Origin of the sequence: Providencia sp. PROV189 (assembly GCF_028480065.1) — a bacterium.
In the GTDB taxonomy this organism is placed as follows: Bacteria; Pseudomonadota; Gammaproteobacteria; order Enterobacterales; family Enterobacteriaceae; genus Providencia; species Providencia stuartii.
In genome coordinates this window covers 1-18,146 of sequence record NZ_JAMPOG010000021.1, presented here as the reverse complement: position 1 = coordinate 18,146, position 18,146 = coordinate 1, and the positions used below count along the sequence as shown (strand labels likewise).

At 43.0% G+C, this 18,146-nt stretch carries 17 protein-coding genes; 3 read left to right on the top strand and 14 right to left on the bottom strand.

All coding sequences use genetic code 11. From position 1 onward, the window contains the following. Positions 1–4: 4 nt before the first annotated feature. From PR833_RS13030 to hutU, 5 genes are all read right to left on the bottom strand, one after another. A complete protein-coding gene (locus PR833_RS13030; RefSeq protein ID WP_272526199.1) occupies positions 5–760 on the bottom strand; it encodes an electron transfer flavoprotein subunit beta/FixA family protein in 756 nt (251 codons plus the stop codon). Between the two features lie 110 nt (positions 761–870). Continuing rightward, on the bottom strand, positions 871–2,337 hold the full coding sequence (locus PR833_RS13025; protein WP_004925674.1) for a purine-cytosine permease family protein: 1,467 nt from the start codon (positions 2,335–2,337) through the stop codon (positions 871–873). 265 nt (positions 2,338–2,602) lie between these two features. Then, positions 2,603–3,742 (bottom strand): acyl-CoA dehydrogenase family protein, encoded by a 1,140-nt coding sequence (locus PR833_RS13020; protein WP_004925677.1) that lies wholly within the window; start codon positions 3,740–3,742, stop codon positions 2,603–2,605. Then, positions 3,739–4,923, bottom strand: coding sequence for a CaiB/BaiF CoA transferase family protein (locus tag PR833_RS13015; RefSeq protein ID WP_014657538.1), 1,185 nt, complete (start codon positions 4,921–4,923; stop codon positions 3,739–3,741). The genes PR833_RS13020 and PR833_RS13015 overlap by 4 nt, the downstream gene beginning before the upstream one ends. Positions 4,924–4,975: 52 nt before the next feature. After that, positions 4,976–6,643 carry a urocanate hydratase gene (gene hutU, locus PR833_RS13010; protein ID WP_272526198.1) on the bottom strand — a complete coding sequence of 556 codons (1,668 nt, stop codon included), beginning with the start codon at positions 6,641–6,643 and terminating at the stop codon, positions 4,976–4,978. Positions 6,644–7,136: 493 nt separating this feature from the next. Between hutU and PR833_RS13005 the strand changes: the two genes are divergently transcribed. Then, positions 7,137–8,078, top strand: coding sequence for a hypothetical protein (locus tag PR833_RS13005; RefSeq protein WP_272526197.1), 942 nt, complete (start codon positions 7,137–7,139; stop codon positions 8,076–8,078). A 48-nt stretch (positions 8,079–8,126) separates the two neighbouring features. Here PR833_RS13005 and livF read toward each other — a convergent pair whose 3' ends face one another. From livF to PR833_RS12980, 5 genes are all read right to left on the bottom strand, one after another. Further along, positions 8,127–8,828: a high-affinity branched-chain amino acid ABC transporter ATP-binding protein LivF gene (gene livF / locus PR833_RS13000; protein ID WP_004925693.1), complete on the bottom strand. Its 702-nt coding sequence runs from the start codon at positions 8,826–8,828 to the stop codon at positions 8,127–8,129. After that, the gene (gene livG / locus PR833_RS12995; RefSeq protein WP_171830702.1) at positions 8,828–9,595 is read right to left on the bottom strand and encodes a high-affinity branched-chain amino acid ABC transporter ATP-binding protein LivG; all 768 of its coding nucleotides are present in this window, start codon (positions 9,593–9,595) and stop codon (positions 8,828–8,830) included. Before livG ends, livF begins: the two co-directional genes overlap by 1 nt. Next, positions 9,592–10,875: a high-affinity branched-chain amino acid ABC transporter permease LivM gene (locus PR833_RS12990; RefSeq protein ID WP_004925698.1), complete on the bottom strand. Its 1,284-nt coding sequence runs from the start codon at positions 10,873–10,875 to the stop codon at positions 9,592–9,594. Before PR833_RS12990 ends, livG begins: the two co-directional genes overlap by 4 nt. After that, entirely contained in the window at positions 10,872–11,798 is a 927-nt protein-coding gene (gene livH / locus PR833_RS12985; RefSeq protein ID WP_014657532.1) for a high-affinity branched-chain amino acid ABC transporter permease LivH, read from the bottom strand. The genes PR833_RS12990 and livH overlap by 4 nt, the downstream gene beginning before the upstream one ends. Positions 11,799–11,887: 89 nt before the next feature. Then, positions 11,888–12,997, bottom strand: coding sequence for a branched-chain amino acid ABC transporter substrate-binding protein (locus PR833_RS12980; RefSeq protein WP_004925706.1), 1,110 nt, complete (start codon positions 12,995–12,997; stop codon positions 11,888–11,890). Positions 12,998–13,502: 505 nt separating this feature from the next. Between PR833_RS12980 and panM the strand changes: the two genes are divergently transcribed. Both panM and PR833_RS12970 read left to right on the top strand, forming a co-directional pair. Further along, the gene (panM, locus tag PR833_RS12975; protein ID WP_272526196.1) at positions 13,503–13,907 is read left to right on the top strand and encodes an aspartate 1-decarboxylase autocleavage activator PanM; all 405 of its coding nucleotides are present in this window, start codon (positions 13,503–13,505) and stop codon (positions 13,905–13,907) included. Between the two features lie 4 nt (positions 13,908–13,911). Beyond that, entirely contained in the window at positions 13,912–14,298 is a 387-nt protein-coding gene (locus tag PR833_RS12970; RefSeq protein WP_004925713.1) for a VOC family protein, read from the top strand. Between the two features lie 81 nt (positions 14,299–14,379). Here the strand turns inward: PR833_RS12970 and rpoH are convergent, their stop codons facing one another. From rpoH to ftsY, 4 genes are all read right to left on the bottom strand, one after another. Next, the gene (gene rpoH, locus PR833_RS12965) at positions 14,380–15,258 is read right to left on the bottom strand and encodes an RNA polymerase sigma factor RpoH (RefSeq protein ID WP_272526195.1); all 879 of its coding nucleotides are present in this window, start codon (positions 15,256–15,258) and stop codon (positions 14,380–14,382) included. 206 nt (positions 15,259–15,464) lie between these two features. Further along, positions 15,465–16,442: a permease-like cell division protein FtsX gene (ftsX, locus tag PR833_RS12960; RefSeq protein ID WP_004925722.1), complete on the bottom strand. Its 978-nt coding sequence runs from the start codon at positions 16,440–16,442 to the stop codon at positions 15,465–15,467. After that, positions 16,435–17,100, bottom strand: coding sequence for a cell division ATP-binding protein FtsE (gene ftsE / locus PR833_RS12955; protein WP_004925727.1), 666 nt, complete (start codon positions 17,098–17,100; stop codon positions 16,435–16,437). The genes ftsX and ftsE overlap by 8 nt, the downstream gene beginning before the upstream one ends. Positions 17,101–17,106: 6 nt before the next feature. Continuing rightward, positions 17,107–18,146, bottom strand: a 1,040-nt coding sequence (gene ftsY, locus PR833_RS12950; protein WP_272526194.1) for a signal recognition particle-docking protein FtsY, incomplete at its 5' end; no start/stop codon positions are given.

Genomic DNA, 18,146 nt, shown 5'->3' with positions numbered 1-18,146 from the left:
CCGATTAGATAACTTCTTTAGCTTGCAGTTCACTGACTAATGCTTTGACATCATTAAATAATGTGCATTGTCCTGTACGTTTTTTCGGCTCCGTAACCATCAATGTTTTTACTTGCCCTAATGGCGTAAAATCCAGCGCTGAAATATCGCGCACTTCAAGCGGTTTTTTCTTTGCTTTCATGATATTAGGGAGGGTTGCATAGCGAGGTTCATTTAAACGTAAATCGGTTGTCACTACCGCTGGTAACGATAATGTTAATGTTTCTAATCCACCATCAATTTCACGAGTGACTTGCAGTGATGTACCATCAATTTCAATCAAGGAAGCAAACGTCGCTTGCCCACACTTAAGAAGTGCAGCCAACATTTGCCCTGTTTGGTTGCAGTCATTATCAATAGCCTGTTTTCCAAGCAAAATTAAGTCCGGCTGCTCTGAAACCACCACCTGCTGCAATAAGCGAGCAATATCCAGTGGCTCTAACACTAAATCACTCGGTTTCTGAACCAAAATGGCTCTGTCGGCACCCATCGCCATCGCGCTACGCAACGTTTCCTGTGAGTGAGCATCACCGATTGATACAACAACCACTTCATCCGCTTTTCCAGCTTCTTTTAGGCGCACCGCTTCTTCAACGGCAATTTCATCAAACGGGTTGATTGCCATTTTGACATTCGTTAATTCGACGCCTGAACCATCTGCTTTCACTCGTACTTTGACGTTGTGGTCAATAACTCTTTTAACAGCCACTAAAATTTTCATAATTACTCCTAATTACTCTCTGCCAGAAAGTGTTTTTCAGGCTGAGGGGAGCCTTAGCAGTGAATATTCACTGCTATCATCCCCTCTTATTTTTGTTTTAACGTGATTTGTTAATTAGCTGATTTGCTGTCCAGTATTTCATTTGACGACGGCAGTATTAGCCTATCTGCAACGGACATTGGCCATATTTTAATCGCAGCATAGTAGATAATACTGGTGGCAACGAGGCCCACAATCCATGAGATATCAACGCCTCCCAGCTTCTCTACTAATGGTCCGGTGTAGAAACCTGTCGCAATGAAAGGCAATTGAATCATAACGCCAATCACATAAGTGATGATGCCAACTTTATTCCAGCGCCCATAACGACCATTCGGGTTCGATAGCTGAGGCACGTCATAACGACCTTTCGTTACCCAGTAGTAGTCAACAAGGTTGATTGCGCTCCATGGGGTAAAAAATGCCAGTAAGAACAGTAAGAAAGCTGAAAATAGTTTTAGAAATGAATGTTGCCCAGCTAAGCCCAGAGCCGTTGAGAAGCTGACCATCAATATGATGAAAAACAGCCTTTGCCTGCGAGAAATTTGCTGCTTGCCACGGAAACCACAGAAGATGGCTGCCATCGACATAAAGCTACCGTACGCGTTTAGTGCAGTGATCGTCACCTTACCAAAGAAAATGCTGATATAGAGCAGCGCGGCAATAAGCCCTGTGCTACCCAGACCAACAATATAAGCCACTTCATGACCTGCGAATGCGTTACCGGCTAAAGCAGCAGCGAAGACGCCTAGGATCATAGATGCTTGAGTGCCAATCACCGTTCCCGAACCTACTGCTAAGAACGCTTTGATTGTCGGCGTTTTGGTAGGTAGATAACGAGAGTAATCGGCAACATAAGGGCCAAATGCAATTTGCCATGATGCTGAGAGTGACATTGCAAGTAAGAAATTGGTCCACGTGAAATGACGGTTTTCTAATAAAACCGAAACGTCATTCATATAAAACAAGCGGAAAAATAGATAAAAGAATGCAACTACACCGATCACACTGGCCGCTTTACCTAGCATATGGATGATACGATAGCCACAGATCGTAATCGCGATGATCACAGCACCGAAGATCAAGATACCGACCCAATCACTAACATTGAGCAATTGCCCAACGGCCTGACCCGCTAATACTGTGCCACTCGCTGAAAAGCCAACATACATCATGCACACTAGAAGGATCGGGATCACCGCGCCATAGACACCAAACTGAACACGGCTTGAGATCATCTGTGGTAACCCTAGCTTTGGCCCTTGAACAGCATGCAGTGCCATCACTGCACCACCAAGTAGTTGCCCGATAAACAAACCAATTAATGACCAAAATACATCGCCACCTAACACGACAGCGAGTGCCCCAGTCACGATAGCGGTAATCTGTAAGTTTGCCCCAAACCAGAGAGTAAATTGACTTGATAATGTGCCATGCCGTTCTGATTCAGGGATATAGTCAATAGAGCGTGCTTCGATTAAAGGAACATTATCCTGCCGATGTTTTTTATCTGCGATTATGTCGTTTGAAACTGTCATGGTAACTCCTCTTTAAGCAAGGCTTGGCTTAAAGAATGGACCAATTTGTCGCAATGGTTGTCGTAGGATACAGCCATGAGACGTTAAGACGGATGTTATTGTTGTTTTATAAACTACCCGCCATTAAAAATTGAAATACATTCTTAAACCTGGTTGTTGTTGTGTTTTTAATTCCATGATCCTGTTATCAGGTCGTTCATCCTATTGCAGTTTTTACTCATTACGAGTGGACCCTGTCTGCCCACTCGCATTTCCCTATCTCACATTAAACAGCATCTAAAACCGCACGTGAGATAATGATTTTTTGGATTTCTGAAGTACCTTCAAAAATACGTAAAATTCTTGCATCACGTACATAGCGTTCCAAAGGTAGATCCCGAATATAGCCATAACCACCATGAAGCTGTAATGCTGCATCGGTAACAAAACCAGCACACTCCGCGGCAAATAATTTTGCTGTTGCCGATTGCAAGCTAAAACGTTCGCCTGAATCTCGACACTCCGCAGCACGCCATGTCAACATACGCGCGGCTTCTAATTGAGTATGCATATCTGCAAGTCGCCATTGTGTTCCTTGGTAAGCCGCTAATGGCTTTTTACCGATTTGGCGCTCTTTCACCCAATTTAAGGCACATTCCATGGCAGCACGAGCAATACCTAATGAAGTCGCCGCAACTTCCACGCGACCTTTATCCAACACTTCCATTGCGGTATGGAAACCTTTATTTTCTTCACCTAATAGCGCCGACTCAGGCAGCCAACAATTCAGAGCTAGTTCATAGATTGTGCTCCCACGTAGCCCCATCGTTTTCTCAGGTGAAGAAAACTCGACGCCTTCAGTTCCCTTTGGGATCATAAATGCACTAATGCCACGAGCGCCGGCTTCTGGATTCGTTTTGGCGTATAACACGATAAAATCAGCTTCTTTGGCATTGGTAATGTAGTGTTTATTGCCACGAATTCGCCAACCACCATTTTCACGGGTCGCGATAGTACGCATGTCAGCAGGGTTTGATCCCGCCGCTGGCTCTGTTAGGCCAAACGCCCCTAGCATTTCACCGCTTGCCGCTTTCGGTAACCAATACTGTTTTTGCTCCTCCGTTCCCCCAATCAAAATTGAGTCTGTTGCGAGAAAGTGTGCCGTTAAAGCCGATGATGTTGATGCACAAGCCGCTGCCACTGCTTCCACGATCATACTCATTGCTATACTGCCAATGCCAAAACCGCCGTATTGTTCCGGTAAGTTGATCCCCCAGCAGCCCATTTCACCCAGTGCTGCTAGGCTTTCTGCACAAAAGGTTTCTGTTTCATCGTAACGCTGCGCATTTGCTTGCAGAATATCCCGGCAAACCTTTTCAACAGCATCTACAATTGCTTGTTCTGTTTCATCAATTTGAAAGCTCATTGTATTGTCTCCGCATTTTTTATTGTGAGATTTGCCGATTTATAAACAGCATTCGCTTCACCTAAGCTAGGTGCCCTTTGCGTCACATGAGGTTTGTACCCATTAAAGAAAACAGGTTGAGACACTAATGGTGTTCCCCCATCATCAAGATGAGTAAGAACAGCACGTACCTTTGCATGTTCGCTCTGAGTTGCCTGCTGCAAATCATGGATTGGCGAAGCAGGAACCCCAGCGTTTAGCAGCAAATCACAAACTTCTTCGACCGTTCTTTGTGATGTCCAACGTTCGATTTCTTTTCGAAGTTCAGCCTGATAAAGCGTTCTTGTAGGATCGTCTTTATAACGAGGGTCATTGCGTAATTCAGGTTTCCCCATACACTCACAAAAACGCTGAAATAACTTTTCACTGGCGATAGCAATAACCACTAAACCATCCTGTGCCTGATAAGTATCAAACGGTGTGGATACAGGGTGTCGATTACCCACTAAGCTGGGCGCTGTACCATTTGCAAATAGGTTAGATAACCCTGTTAGTTGCATACTTAGCAGCACATCAACCATAGCAACATCAATATATTGTGCTTTTTCTTGGTGAGCTTCCCGTGCAAATAGTGCACTACTGATCGCCCAAGCAGCGAATATGCCAGCGCAAACATCACCTATCGATTCTCCACTACGGGTTGGGCCTGTTTGCGGAAAGCCTGTCACACTCATTAACCCTGACATCGCTTGTGCCACAATGTCATAAGCGGGGTAATTAGCCAGTGGGCTATCTTGACCAAATCCGGAAATACTGGCGTAAATCAATTTTGGGTTGTGCTGTTTTAGGCTGTCAAAATCAATGCCTAACCTCGCGGTTACCCCCGGTCGAAAATTCTCAACGACGACATCACTCTCTTTGACTAACTGATAAAGGATTTCGCGGTCAGTCTCTGATTTTAGATCTAACTCAATACTGCGTTTGCCTCGATTAATCAGCCCGTAATAAACGCTCTCACCATCAATAAACGGCCCCAAATGGCGGCTATCATCACCATGATCAGGCACCTCAATTTTGATCACCTCAGCCCCTAAATCGGCCATCATGCCTGTGCAATAAGGACCGGCAAGTACGCGACTTAGATCAATAACTTTGATCCCTGATAATGGCCCTACTCTTTTTGGCTTTGACATCGTATTCATACTGATCCCCTTCTAAATAAGGCCGCCCCTAATCTGAGGCAGGCCAAAGGTGCTACTTGACCATCGGCAAATTCAGACCTTGCTGTTTTGCACAATGTATTGCGATGTCATAACCCGCATCAGCATGGCGCATCACCCCTGTTGCTGGGTCATTATGTAAAACTCGTGCTAGACGTTTATCCGCGGCATCAGTGCCATCACAGACAATCACGACACCCGCGTGTTGTGAAAAGCCCATTCCGACACCACCACCGTGATGTAAACTCACCCATGTCGCTCCTCCCGCGGTGTTCAATAGCGCATTGAGTAAAGGCCAATCAGAGACTGCATCAGAGCCATCTTTCATCGACTCGGTTTCACGATGTGGGCTTGCTACAGAGCCTGAATCTAAGTGATCACGACCGATCACAATAGGCCCTTTTAACTCGCCATTTTTCACCATTTCATTAAATGCTCGACCCAATCTTTCACGATCTTTTAAGCCAACCCAACAAATACGAGCAGGCAGCCCTTGGAATGCGATGCGTTCACGGGCCATATCCAGCCAGTTATGCAAGTGTTTATCGTCTGGGATCAGCTCTTTTACTTTTTGATCTGTTTTATAGATATCCTCTGGATCACCCGATAATGCCACCCAACGGAATGGGCCAATTCCTTCACAAAATAGAGGGCGAATATAGGCAGGAACGAAGCCAGGGAAATTAAAGGCATTACTCACACCTTCATCTTTCGCCATTTGACGAATGTTATTACCATAGTCAAAGGCTGCTGAGCCACGTTTTTGCATAGTCAGCATAGCGTCAACCTGTACTGCCATACTCTTCTTCGCAGCTTTAGTCACTTCATCGGCAGCAGTCTGTTGTTTTTCACGCCATTGCGCCAATGTCCAACCTTGAGGTAAGTAGCCATGAACGGGGTCGTGCGCGCTCGTTTGGTCAGTTACTGAGTCTGGGGTAATGTTACGTTTTACCAATTCGCTGTAAACATCGGCAGCATTACCTAATAAGCCAACTGAAACTGGCTTACCGCTCTGTTTCGCTTCCTCAATATAGTGCAGCGCTTCATTTAATGAAGTGGCCTTTTTATCGACATAACGTGTTCTTAAACGAAAATCAATGCGGCTTTCATCACATTCAACAGCAATCATACTGAAGCCGGCCATGGTCGCAGCAAGAGGTTGTGCGCCCCCCATTCCACCGAGTCCTCCCGTTAGGATCCAACGTCCGGCTGGATCACCATTAAAATGTTGCTTAGCTAAAGATACAAAAGTCTCATAGGTCCCTTGTACGATGCCTTGTGAACCAATATAGATCCAAGAGCCAGCCGTCATTTGGCCATACATCATTAGGCCTTTTTTATCTAGCTCATTGAAATGTTCCCAATTCGCCCAATGAGGGACGATATTTGAGTTAGCAATTAATACGCGGGGGGCATCAGGGTGAGTCGGGAAAACACCAACAGGCTTGCCTGATTGCACTAATAACGTTTGATCATCTTCAAGCGTTTTCAATACTTCTAAAATCTTGTCATAACATTCCCAATCACGAGCAGCACGTCCAATTCCGCCATACACCACTAGACTTTGCGGATGCTCAGCAACATCCGGATCTAAGTTATTTTGGATCATGCGATACACGGCTTCTGTCAGCCAGCTTTTGCAAGTTTTTTCGCTGCCACGTGGGGAGCGGATAACGCGTGTAGAGTCAGTACGGTTTAGCATCGGTGTATCCCCTATTTATCCTTTTTATGTAACTTTTTTGTAACAATCAATGATATTTCTCATTAGTCATTATTTTTTCACTGATAGATTTATTGATTTCAAACCTCCTTCAACTTATTGATATTCAATCAGTTGAAGTTATCTCAGCACTAATTTTCTATCATTTTTATCAAATCATTTATCTTGTTGTCTTTAAATATATATACATTTAATTCACAAAGTATATACATTTAAATTTGAATTTTTGCACAAAGATTAGATAGCTAGGGAGGTGATGAGCTATACAATGAGTGATAGCTTGCTGTTTATTCGAAGGAAGATGTATAGACAACTAATTTAATATGCAGAAACAAGTAAATAGCTGAAATGCGAGACGCTTCACATAAACTAGTCATGAAAAGCCCACTATGAGCGATAGGATGCTCGATTATTGCAATCTTTCGCATCAAACCTATTGTAAGTTATCGCAAATAAATTTTATTGGTGATAACTTATGAAGATTAAAAATCCATTTTATAGCCTTACTTCTTGGCTCAATAACGATCACACTCATGAATCAAAAATAGCTAAAGTAAAAAATAGTGATCACTCTTTTCCTTTTAAAACTTCAAAAATAAACCAAGCTGAAAATACACATTGGCAACCTAAAATCACGGATGAAGAATCTGCCATTGATTTTATTAATCAATATTTTCACCTACCAGAGAATATAGCAAATAAACCCGATACAAAGTTAAGTTTAAAGTCATTATCATTAGATAACCAAAAAGTTACTATTGAATTTAACAAAGAGATCTCCTCTTATTTCAATGAGGAAAATCAAGATAAAACAGATATTATGATGACACAAAATGAATTGATTGCTGCATTAAACTATCAGATAAGGCGGTGGGGTAAAGGGGATGAAATTATAGAGGATGAAAATTCAAAAATAACAATAAAATCAGAAGATAAGATTTCATGCCTTGAGCAGATATCCCGTGATATAGGTGCAATGAAGATTATTTTCAAATCAGAGAATGGCTCGTCAATTGTATTAGATTCAATAAATGACATTTATTATGCTTTTAAAAAATTACCACCTGAGCACATTAGTCATCTATGTAACATTGCGAACCAAAAGCATATTTTAAACGCTTATATCGATATATATAACACAAATCAAAACCGTGATAAAATCAATATCTCTCAAAGAGAGAATAAAGGAACAGTCCAAATCGAAATAACGGAAAATGGATATTTAATAACATCCCATTGCCGTTATCAACTTGAACAAATTGAGCCTCAACGATTAATTTCCGGATCTATTATTGAGATAAAGAGAGCAACTTGTTTCAACGTGAATAAAGATCATACGTTAAAATTTGATAATCTAGATAAGCTCACCATAAAGATTGAACTCGAAACCAATCCGACATTAATAAAAATACCTTAAACTATTAAGCCCCTTCAGTATCCAATAGAGGATATGAAGGGGGATTGTTTAGCCGCCTAAGTAGGCACTACGTACTGCTTCATTAGCGAGTAACGCTTTACCACTATCTTCCAATACAATACGCCCATTCTCAAGAACATAGCCGCGATCAGCCAGTTTTAATGCCTGATTGGCATTTTGCTCCACAAGGAAAATAGTCATTCCCGCTTCGCGCAGTTGCAAAATGGTATCAAAGATTTGCATGATAATGATTGGCGCTAGACCTAATGATGGTTCATCAAGTAGCAACAACTCAGGTTGACTCATCAGTGCACGACCAATCGCTAACATTTGCTGCTCACCACCAGACATGGTGCCAGAGCGTTGACTACGGCGCTCATGCAAACGCGGGAACAGCGTATAAACGCGCTCTATGCGCTCTTGATATTGTTGGCGATTAGCAAAAAAGCCCCCCATCGCTAAATTCTCTTCGACGGTCATTCGTGAAAAAACGCGGCGACCTTCGGGTACTAATGCAATATCTTCACGCATAATTTTCGCGGTCGGCAACTGAGTAATATCGACATCACGGTAGAGAATTTGCCCTTCTGAGGCTCGCGGGTCACCGCATAATGTGCTCAGTAGCGTCGTTTTACCCGCACCATTAGCACCGATTAATGTGACGATCTCCCCTTTTTGAATATTCAGGCTCACTTGATGTAATGCTTGAATTTTTCCGTAATGGGCAGAAACTTGTTTAAATTCTAACATCAATAAGCCTCCCCCAAGTAAGCTTTGATCACATCAGGGTGCTGACGAATTTGATCAGGTGTTCCATTCGCCAAAGGCGTGCCTTGGTTCACCACATAAATGCGATCTGAAATTCCCATCACTAGCTTCATATCATGTTCAATCAATAAGATAGATACTTGGTGATGAGAGCGTAACTCAGCAATTAACTCATCAAGGTCATCAGTTTCTTTCGGGTTTAGGCCGGCCGCGGGTTCATCTAACATAAGAATTTCAGGCCGTGTCACCATACAGCGAGCTATCTCTAACCGACGCTGTTGACCATACGCTAAGTTACCAGCTTGACGGTTAGCAAATTGCAATAACTCGACCCTTTCAAGCCACTTTACTGCATTGTCGATCGCTTCTGATTCCGCTCGTCGAAAGGCTGGCGTTTTCAGTAACCCGGAGAAAATACCACTTTTCAAATGTTGATGTTGAGCAACTAACAGATTCTCAATCACGGTCATTTCTTTGAATAAGCGTACATGCTGAAAAGTTCGGATCACCCCAAGCCGAGCGATCGCCTGACCCGATAAGCCTTCCAAATGCTTTTCTCGGTATAGAATTGAGCCGCCAGTTGGCTTATAAAACCCGGTTAAGCAGTTAAAAATTGTCGTTTTTCCTGCACCATTTGGCCCAATCAAGGAAACGATTTCACCTTGATTTAAGCTCAGCTCAACGTTATTTACCGCTAATAGCCCACCAAAACGCATGGTTAGACCGTTGACTTGTAATAGAGGAGTCATACTTTTTCCCCCTCACTGGCGACTTGCTCGCTATTTTTTAGCTTCATTTGGCGACGTTTCATTGGTAATAGCCCTTGTGGACGCCAAATCATCATCAGCACCATCAATGCCCCTAATAGCAACATACTGTAAGCATTCAAATCACGCATCATTTCTCTTGAGACAACCAGTATAATCGCCGCTAATATCACCGATGTTTGTGAGCCCATCCCTCCGAGCACGACAATGGCTAGTACAAAAGCAGATTCAACGAAAGTGAATGATTCAGGGCTGATAAAGCCTTGGCGAGCCGCGAAAAGCGTTCCCGCAAACCCAGCAAAGGCAGCACTGATCGTGAAGGCGGTTAACTTGATCTTTGTCGGTGATAAACCTAAAGAGCGACAGGCGATTTCATCTTCCCGTAATGCTTCCCAAGCCCGTCCTAAAGGCATACGTAATAATCGATTGATCACAAACAGCGTTAATAGCACCAGCAGCAGAGCCACAAAATAGAGGAAAATAATCCTATCGCCTGCGTTGTAATCAAGGCCAAAGAAATTATGGAAAGTATCCCAACCCTCTTTTGCTGTGCGGCTAAACTCTAAACCAAACAACGTTGGCTTAGGCAACTGGCTAATCCCGTTTGGTCCTCCCGTGATTTCCGTGTTATTGAGCAATAAAATACGCACAATCTCACCGAAACCTAAGGTGACAATCGCCAAATAATCGCCTCTTAGCCGCAATACAGGGAACCCCAATAAAAACCCAGCTAAGGCCGCTGTTAACCCAGCAATAGGTAGGCTTTCCCAGAAGCCAAACCCGTAATAATGGTTTAATAATGCAAAAGTATAAGCACCTATTGCATAAAACCCTGCATACCCCAAAACCAGTAAGCCTGATAGCCCGACAACCACATTTAAACCAAGGCCTAACATCACATAAATTAAGGTTAATGTCGCAATATCGACGCTACCTCGAGAAACAACAAAAGGCCAAATAATTGCAGCAATAACAATAACTAATGCAAGGATCTTTTGCCTCGCTGTCGAGCCATCAAAATCAGGTATAGACCACGATTGTTTCGGAACACCTTGCCACACTCTCACCAATGAAGGGCGTATTAGCTGAAAAATAAAGATCACTGCAATCCCTGCAAAAATCCAATTCCAGCGTACCGAATCACCACTTGAAACAACCAGTTTCGTGCCATCAAGTGTCAATTGCAGACCCATCATAAAGACAGAGAGAATAAAGAACATCACAGACGCGACAATGGCATTAATCCAATTTTCTTTTCTCATACTTTCTCGACCTCCGGGCGCCCCAGAATGCCGGTTGGCATGATCAGCAATACACCAATTAATAAACCAAATGACACAACATCTTTATATTCCGTGCTTAAATAAGCCGATGTCATTGCTTCCGCAACACCGAGAATGATGCCTCCTAGCATAGCGCCAGGAATACTACCAATTCCCCCCAGTACGGCTGCGGTAAAGGCTTTCATTCCAGCCATAAAACCGATATAAGGGTTTATGACCCCATAAAACTGCCCAAGTAGTACTCCCGCTACCGCTGCCATTGTGGCACCAATCACGAAAGTTAATGAAATCACTCGGTCTGTGTTAATGCCTAATAAACTTGCCATTTTTAAATCTTCAGCACAGGCACGACACGCCCTTCCCATACGGGAATAGCGGATAAATAGGGTCAATGCCAACATAGCAAGTAAGGTAACCACCCAAATGGTCAGCTGCATTTTTGTAATGCTCGCTTCAAAGCCATCGCTTTCGCCTAATACCCACTGACCTGTGATCAAACTCGGTAATGCCAGATCACGTGATCCCTGTGACAAGCTGACATAGTTTTGTAGGAAAATTGACATTCCAATTGCAGAGATAAGTGCAATCAACCTTTTTGAATGGCGAACAGGCCGGTATGCGACGCGTTCAATACTCCAACCATAGGAGCTTGAAACAACAATCGCAGCCACGAATGCCGCAGCAATAAGGATCCAACCAACATCAATACCTAGCATCATTAGCCCAGCGATGACAATGAAGGAGACATAGCTACCAATCATGTAAACTTCACCATGAGCAAAGTTGATCATACCAATAATGCCATAAACCATTGTGTAGCCAATCGCTATCAATGCATAGGTACTGCCCAAGGTTAAGCCATTGAGGAGTTGTTGGATAAAATAAAGAATTTGATCTGACATAGGACTATCCTTTAATACTACCATCCCTAAACAGGGCAGGAGCCGGAAGTTGGTAAGCCAACTCCCGGTTCAGCGTCTGAATAGTGAAATTACTTCACTGCAGTGGATGTACCATCCGCATGCCATTCAAATACGCCAAATTCAAAACCTTTCAGGTCTCCATTAGGCTGCCAAGTCAATGACCCCATCACTGTGTCGACTGGATTTGCTTTTAGATCCTTAACCAAATCTTCTGGCTCTCGGCTCCCTGTACGCTCCATTGCTGTCGTCAAGCCTTGAATTGCCGCATACGTAGTCCAAACGAACGGACCGGTTGGATCTTCTTTTTTCGCTTTAATCGCATCCACAATAGGTTTGTTAGTTGGGACTTGGTCATAGCGTTTAGGCAATGTTACTAACATCCCTTCTGAAGCTTCCCCAGCAATATTTGAAAGTGATGAGTTACCTACTCCTTCTGGCCCCATAAAGCGAATATTCAAACCCGATTGCTTCGCTTGACGTAAAATTTGCCCCATTTCTGGGTAGTAGCCACCAAAATAGACAAAATCCACATTCTCTTTTTTCAGTTTGGCTACCAGTGCAGAAAAGTCCTTATCGCCCGCGGTGATCCCTTCAAACATCACTTCTTTAACGCCCGCTTTGTTTAGATTTTCACGGACAGAGCGCGCCAAACCTTCACCGTACTGCTGTTTGTCATGAACAACAGCGATACGTTTTGGTTTGATCTCATCGACAATATATTTCGCTGCGGTAGGGCCTTGGTCTGAATCTAGACCTGTTGTACGCATGATCATTTGATAACCACGCGTGGTTAGATCAGCATTGGTTGCAGCCGGCGTGATCATGATAATCCCTTCATCCTCATAAATATCGGATGCAGGTTGTGTTGAAGAAGAGCAGAGATGACCAATAACATAACGAATCCCATCATTGATCACTTTGTTAGCAACAGCGACAGCTTGTTTTGGGTCACAAGCATCATCATATTCAACTGCAACTAAAGTATCGCCGTTGATCCCACCTTTTGCATTAATATCAGCGACTGCTTGGCGAGCACCAGTGAACTCCATGTCGCCATATTGGGCAACAGGGCCAGACATAGCACCAACAACTGCGATCTTCACCTCTTTAGCCCATATCGGCTGGCTAAACACCATCGCAATCGATCCTGCCAGTAACATTTTATTCATTTTTTTCATTCTGTCGTCCCCATCTTCTGTGGTTCTGCATGTTTGTGTTTGATTTATAGTCAATTATTATGATTGGCATTATCGAATGCCTAATATTTAAAAACATAGCCAATAAGGCTATATATTTCATGACATTAAACAAGATAAATATGCTAAATAGCAAATGTATATGGCAGGTAATTACATAATCAGCAGAATAAAAATCTAATGTTATTACGTGGGTTTTTGGTAAATGCCAGTGTTATATTCTAGTTAAATTTAAATTAATCCGAGCTAAACTCGGAAGATCAACCAAGACAAAATCTTCATCTCTAAAATCAAAAAATCGGTTACAGATCACTCTGTCGATGAGTATGAATGAAAAATAAGCAAAGGGCATACTCTAAATAATGCGAGTTGCAGCTTGGTAGCCATTAAGCATATCCTTAATGACAAACATGGCTATGTGATTACATACAGCAGCAATAATCAATGAGTTACAGCTTGGTGTCTCACTAATATAGATAGAAAAATTATGAAATTAACAATCATTCCTTTGGTCAATCCTACTGAGCAACAATATCTTGACCTGTACAAAATCTGGCCTGACCAGAAGCCAGACCAACTTGCTCATCAATGCCAATCAGAGCAAAAAATCTATGCGGCACGCTTTAATGATCGCCTATTAGCCGCAGCCAAAATTCATCGAGAACAACACACAGGTACTATCTACGATTTTTTAGTGCGCGAGGTCACTCGTCGCCGTGGCGTAGGGCTCTATTTACTCGACGAAATATGCCGACAAGAGCCTCAAATAACCCATTGGTATTTCAGCTTAGAGGGGGTTTTAGATGCGGATAAAATCGTGATGGAGCAATTTTTATTAGCTTGTCGCTTCACACCAACACAAGAAAGTCATCGATGGGAAAAACGAGTTTAATACTATGAAATTAAAGCGGATTCACCATGTTGCCATCATTGCCTCCAATTATGCTGCCAGTAAACATTTTTACTGCAAAATTCTTGGATTAACCTTATTAGAAGAGCATTATCGAGCAGAGTCTGATTCATGGAAAGCAGATTTAGCGCTCGGCAACCAATACCAAATTGAATTATTTAGTTTTCCTACGCCACCAGCTAGACCAAGTTACCCTGAAGCTTGTGGTTTGAGGCATTTGGCGTTTAGTGTGGACGATCTTGACGGATGGATTGAATATTTAAAGCAGCATAATGTTGATTGTGAAGCACCACGAATCGATCCCTACACACAAAAAAGGTTTACTTTTTTTGCCGATCCGGATGGACTCCCCTTAGAATTATACAGTGAATGATACTGCGTATTCTGCATTTATTGCCCCGCGCGTGGCGGCGACAATAAATGCAGTAACAGTGAATCAGGAAGGAAATCGATTTTAATAACTCTCTTCTTCGCCTTCTTCCATTGCGGCACGCAATTTTTTCATGGCATTTTTTTCGAGCTGACGGACTCGTTCGGCAGAAACGCCATATTTATCGGCTAATTCCTGTAATGTTGTCTTATTATCATCATCTAGCCAACGAGCACGAATAATATCTTGGCTACGCTCATCTAATGAATCTAATGCGTCGGCTAACCGATCTGTTGCGTGACTTTCCCAATTGTCCTCTTCGATAGAGCCTGCAAAATCAGATGATTTATCTTGTAAGAACAGTACGGGGGCAATAGGTTGCCCTAAATCACCGCTATCATCATCATCAGATATATCAAAAGCCATATCTTGAGCCGCCATGCGTGATTCCATTTCACGTACATCCTTGGTACTCACGCCCAGCTCTTTAGCCACCATATCAACTTCATCTTGATTAAACCAACCGAGACGCTTTTTATTTTTTCTCAAGTTAAAAAATAACTTACGCTGCGATTTTGTTGTCGCGATCTTAACGATACGCCAATTGCGCAACACGTATTCATGAATTTCAGCTTTGATCCAATGGACCGCAAAGGAAACTAGGCGAACACCAATTTCAGGGTTAAACCGACGCACTGCTTTCATCAGGCCGATATTCCCTTCCTGAATTAAATCTGCTTGCGGTAAACCGTAACCTGCGTAGCTACGAGCAACATGTATCACAAAACGTAAGTGCGATAAGATCAGTTGCTTTGCCGCATCCAGATCACCATGGTAATGCAGCCGTTCAGCAAGTTCCTTTTCTTCCTCAGCGGTGAGCATAGGATAAGCATTGGCAGCCCGCATATAAGCTTCAATACTTCCCTGCGGAACAAGTGCTAATGATTGCATGTCTTTGGTCATTCAGATCCTCTTTGAAAAATAAAGAAAAGAGATTAATTTGATGCGATATATAAGATTAGAAAACCGTAGTTTACCAGTTTTACTGAGTTAAATAAATTCTACTTGTGCGATAGCGACAGGTTAATATCAGACAAATCAAGACTTCAAAAGTTCCCAAGCTGTGCCATTTTTATCGGCATAGCGATAAACTATGCCGATAAAAAGGATTATTCAGGCGTAAAATGACGTAAGTGCTGGACTGTCGCTAGCCAAGCTGCCACCCAACCAATCATGGCTGACATAAGGATCACTAATAAAGATTCCTCCCATAGCAAGCCTTCTATATGAAATTGCGTACCAAAAACACTCGCAACTTGTGCTACAACATCGGATAACTTCCACACCAGTAGCGCTGACATAATCAGCGATACTACCGCGCCCAGTGCCCCCATTAACAAGCCACCGTGTAAAAATGGCCGCATAATAAAGCCATCTGTCGCACCGATGAGCTTCATCACATTGATGGTGTCTCGACGCGCAAAAATATTCAAACGCACACTATTACCAATAACAAGGAATAGTGAAATGATCATTAGAATACCAATCACCGAAGCGACTTGCCCGACAAGTTGTGTTAATGCCGCCAGCCGAGAGAACCAGCTATCGTCCATACGAACTTCTTCAATGCCATTAACTTGGCTTACTCGATCACGCAGTGTTGTTAACACTTCAGAACTTTGAAAATCCAATTTTGGCGTAATAATTGCCACAGCAGGTAATGGGTTTTCCTCTAGCATGTCTAAGGCGGTACTAAAACCAGACCAACTACGGAACTCACTCATCGCTTGGTCGCGAGATAAGTAGTTTACGTGCTCTACCCCATCAAGCGCTTGCAACTGAGTTACCACATTTTGCCCACCTTGTTCATCCAGTGATTTATCAAGGTAAACAGTTAATTGTGGTGTTGGATACCATTGAGCAGCTGCTTGGGCCACATTTTTCCAGACAATATAACAAAGGCTTGGTAAGGTCAGAGAAATCGCAATGACCATCACCGTTAAAAAGGTTGCTAACGGCTGTCTTAACATATCCGCCAATGTATTCAACCAAGCATAGCGCCATTGTTCACGCCACCCACCTTTCAATGCCTTACTTTTTGATTGCATAGGGCGTTCAGACTTAGATTTGCGAACGTGTTTAGCCATGTTGACCTCCGATCATTCTCCCTTCACTCAGAGTCAGTACACGGTAATTACGCCTCTCAATCAAAGCAACATCATGGGTTGCCATGAGAACCGTCACTCCAACACGGTTGAATTCTTCAAATAACCGCATGATCCCCTCTGATAGTTCACCATCAAGGTTCCCCGTTGGCTCATCCGCAAGTAACATGGTTGGTTTGTTTACGACAGCACGCGCAATCCCAACTCGCTGCTGCTCACCACCCGACAACTGAATTGGAAAATTTTTCGCTTTATCAAGTAGACCCACTTTGTCCAATGCTGCTGAAACTCGTCTGCGAATATCTTCGGAACTTGCGCCCGAAATGATCAATGGCATTGCAACATTGTCGTACACCGTTCTATCAAATAACAGATGATGATCTTGAAAAATCATCCCAATTTGCCGACGCAAAAAAGGGATCTCCCGATTTTTCAAACGACTAATATCATGGCCATTAAACAATATATGCCCAGCACTCGGGCGCTCAATACCACAAATAAGCTTCAGTAGCGTACTTTTACCAGCTCCTGAGTGACCAGTAAGAAAAGCCATTTCCCCTGGTTGTAGATGAAAATCTACCCCTTGGAGAGCCTGCCGGCCACCTCGATAAGCTTTACTGACGTGTTCAAAGCGAATCATCGAAAATTATTCCTCTCGGGCAAATAGAGCCTCGATAAAGTCATCGGCTTTAAATGGACGTAAGTCTTCAATACCCTCACCAATCCCGATATAACGAATAGGAATACCGAATTGATCAGCAATGGAGAAGATCACACCACCTTTTGCTGTGCCATCGAGTTTAGTCAATGTGATACCTGTCAGACCTACAGCATCATTAAAAAGTTTTGCCTGACTGACAGCATTTTGTCCAGTACTTGCATCTAGTGTTAGCATAATTTCATGTGGCGCTTCTTCATCCAGTTTTTTCATCACTCGGACAATTTTTTTCAATTCTTCCATCAGATGTGCTTTGTTTTGTAAACGCCCAGCAGTATCTGCAATCAGAACATCCACGCCTTTAGCTTTAGCTGATTGGATTGCATCAAAAATGACTGATGCAGGATCGGCGCCAGTATGTTGCGCAACAACAGGGATACGGTTACGTTCCCCCCAAACTTGTAATTGCTCAACAGCCGCCGCGCGGAAAGTATCCCCTGCCGCTAACATGACGGTTTTACCTTCAGATTGATATTGGCGAGCTAATTTACCAATCGTGGTCGTTTTACCAACACCATTGACCCCAACCATAAGAATAACATAGGGTTTCTTGTCTTCAATGACTAGCGGTTTATCCACTCCCGCTAAAATATCAGACATTTCTTCACGCAATTTACTGTATAGCGCCTCTGCATCTTTTAGCTCTTTACGGCTTGCGTGAGCGGTCAGGTTATCAATAATTTTACGTGTTGTATCAACACCCACATCGGCAATCAATAATTGTTCTTCTAATTCATCAAAAAGATCATCATCAATTTTCTTGCCAGTAAATAACCCAAGAAAACCTGAGCCTAAATTTTGACGTGTTTTCAGTAGCCCTTTCTTTAATCGAGCAAAAAAACCTTCCTTTTTAGGTTTTTCTTGCTCTGTTTGTTTCGGCTCTTCTTGCTCACTCAGAACCTCATCGCGTAACGCGACGATATCTTGAGCTTCCAGCTTAGCTTGTTCTTCTGCTTGGCGCTGACGTT